3 protein-coding genes and 1 pseudogene are annotated in these 2,047 nt (G+C 69.4%); 1 reads left to right on the plus strand and 3 read right to left on the minus strand.

The genetic code is table 11. The annotated features are described in order from the left end of the window. The 3 genes and pseudogenes from OQF71_RS14410 to OQF71_RS14420 form a co-directional block, all read right to left on the minus strand. Positions 1–230: pseudogene (locus OQF71_RS14410) on the minus strand (hypothetical protein); the annotation flags it as partial. Positions 231–278: 48 nt separating this feature from the next. Then, positions 279–860: a DUF99 family protein gene (locus OQF71_RS14415; RefSeq protein ID WP_280588505.1), complete on the minus strand. Its 582-nt coding sequence runs from the start codon at positions 858–860 to the stop codon at positions 279–281. Positions 861–864: 4 nt separating this feature from the next. Next, complete coding sequence (locus OQF71_RS14420; protein WP_267663673.1) at positions 865–1,047, minus strand: DUF5786 family protein; 183 nt, start codon at positions 1,045–1,047, stop codon at positions 865–867. Between the two features lie 128 nt (positions 1,048–1,175). Between OQF71_RS14420 and OQF71_RS14425 the strand changes: the two genes are divergently transcribed. Further along, positions 1,176–1,817 (plus strand): MBL fold metallo-hydrolase, encoded by a 642-nt coding sequence (locus OQF71_RS14425; RefSeq protein WP_280588506.1) that lies wholly within the window; start codon positions 1,176–1,178, stop codon positions 1,815–1,817. Positions 1,818–2,047 lie beyond the last annotated feature (230 nt).

Here is a 2,047-nt window from a genome sequence, read left to right on the forward strand (position 1 = left end):
TCTCGGGGGCGCGGAGTTGTGAAAAAGTGACAGATCCGAAGGGTCCCGTCGCGTACAGCGACGGCGTTCGGAATCAGCCGGTCGGGGCGCGCGGCCGCGATCCCGGCCGCGAGGCAGTCGAGGGCGACGCCGTGGGTCGGCGTTCGGACGAGCCGCTCGCGGTCGCGGAACGTCGCTCGGGCCGCGGAGCCGTCCGAGGCGTCGCCGCCCGGCGCGGAGTCGTCGCTCATGCGGAGACCGTCGGCCGCGGGGGACATATATCCGACGCGCTCGGGTCGCTATTCCCCTCCGACCGCCTCGCGATGTGCGCTCGCCGCAACTGCGGCGAGCCGGAGGGGCTCGGGCCGACGGAACCCCTCTCGGACCAACTCGTCGACGGCGTCGGCCGCGCGGCTCTCGTCGATCCCGACCGCGCGGACGAAGAGGGGGCGAGCGTCCCCGGTACGGTCCGGGTCCTCTCGGTCGACCCGCACGCGGGACGGAAGCGCGCGGTAGACGTCGAGCCGGCGCTCGAGGGCGTCGCCGTCGAACGCCTCGCGGAGCGCGGGTTCGAGCCCGGGGCTCGGCTCGTAGCTCACGGCGTAGACGGGCCGGTCGAGGGCCTCGTGTAGCCGGCGGAGGTCGAGGAGGTTGAACCACGCCGGGGCGACGCCGGCGCAGGCGACGTGACGCACGTCTTCGCGGCCGAGCGCGTCGAAGAGGGCGATCGCGGCGTCGGTGGCGTCGGCCCCGCCGACGGTACAGCGCTCGAAGGCGAGGCCGTCGAGGGTCCCGTCTGCCCTGACCACGGCCCCGGCTAGGCGGCTGATTCGGTCGCCGTCGGAGAAAGCGATCCCGAGCGTTCGGCTCGGCGCCGTCACCCGTTCAGTTCTCCTCGGACTTGATATCCTGGAGCCGGTCGAGGAGCTCGTCGTTAGAGGCGCCGGGCTCGTAGTCGACGGACCCCTCGTGTACCTCCTCGGCCGCTCGGACTCCGTCCTCGTCGTCGAAATCCGCGTCCAGGTCTTGGTTCTCCTGTTCGGATTCGTCGTAGCTTCCGAAGCCCATATGTGTGTGACACTAACAGTCCACTAGTGATAAATCCCCGGCCGGGACCGGATTCGGGCGCGACGGGGGGTCCGTCTCCCGTCGCCGCCGAGTACACGTTTTTATCCGGCGGCGACCGTGGTGTCCGTATGGAGCCGATCACCGTCACCGCCGACGCGGAGGAGTTCACCTGTAACGCGTACCTCGTGCCGGGCGAGGCGCCGACGCTGGTCGACGCCGGTACGATGCCCGGTGTCGACGACGTGATCGCCGACGCGCTCGACGACGCCGGCGTCGACGGGCTGGACCGAGTCGTGTTGACGCACCAACACCACGATCACGTCGGCGAGCTCGACGCGGTGCTGGACCGCTTCGACGCGACCCTCTACGCGAACGCCTCGCACCCGCGACGCGACGTGGCGATCGTCGACGGCGACGAGATTCTCGTCGGCGACGAGCCCTGCGAGGTCGTCGAGACGCCGGGCCACGCCGACGATCACGTCTCGCTCGTGGGCGAGGAGCGGATCTACTCGGGCGACGTGGTCGTGTACAACGACGGCGCCTTCGACGACGGATCCTTCGGCCGCACCGATATGGCCGGCCAGTCGCGCGAGGAGCTGATCGAGAGCCTCCACACCGTCCTCAACGTCCTCCCGGACACCGTGGAGGCGATGTACCCCGGCCACGGCGACGTCTACCGCGCGAGCGACGGTCCCGACACGGTCCGCGAGGTCATCGAGCGCGCGACGGAGCGCGCCGAGCGCCGCGAGCCGAAGTACCCGGACGAGTAGCGACTGGACCGCGCCACCGACGGCGGCGACTATTTATAAATCGGTGTGCGGTGGCGCGCGCCTTCGAGCGGGCCAGCGGCCCGCGAGGAGCGCCGCGCGAGGGAGCCCGCGGCCGCCGATAGTGATAGTCATAATTTTTGAAAAGATAGGAAACGATCAACCCACGCTCTCGCAAAGCTGAGGCGATGAGCATATTTACGAAAAATGTCACAGATGAGCGTTCGATACGT

It is taken from the genome of Halorubrum sp. Boch-26, from assembly GCF_029889805.1.
Taxonomy (GTDB): domain Archaea; phylum Halobacteriota; class Halobacteria; order Halobacteriales; family Haloferacaceae; genus Halorubrum.

Coding starts and splice junctions, on each gene's coding strand:
- OQF71_RS14420 (WP_267663673.1), bottom strand. CDS start 1,047: ATGGGCTTCGGAAGCTACGACGAATCCGAACAGGAGAACCAAGACCTG.
- OQF71_RS14425 (WP_280588506.1), top strand. CDS start 1,176: ATGGAGCCGATCACCGTCACCGCCGACGCGGAGGAGTTCACCTGTAAC.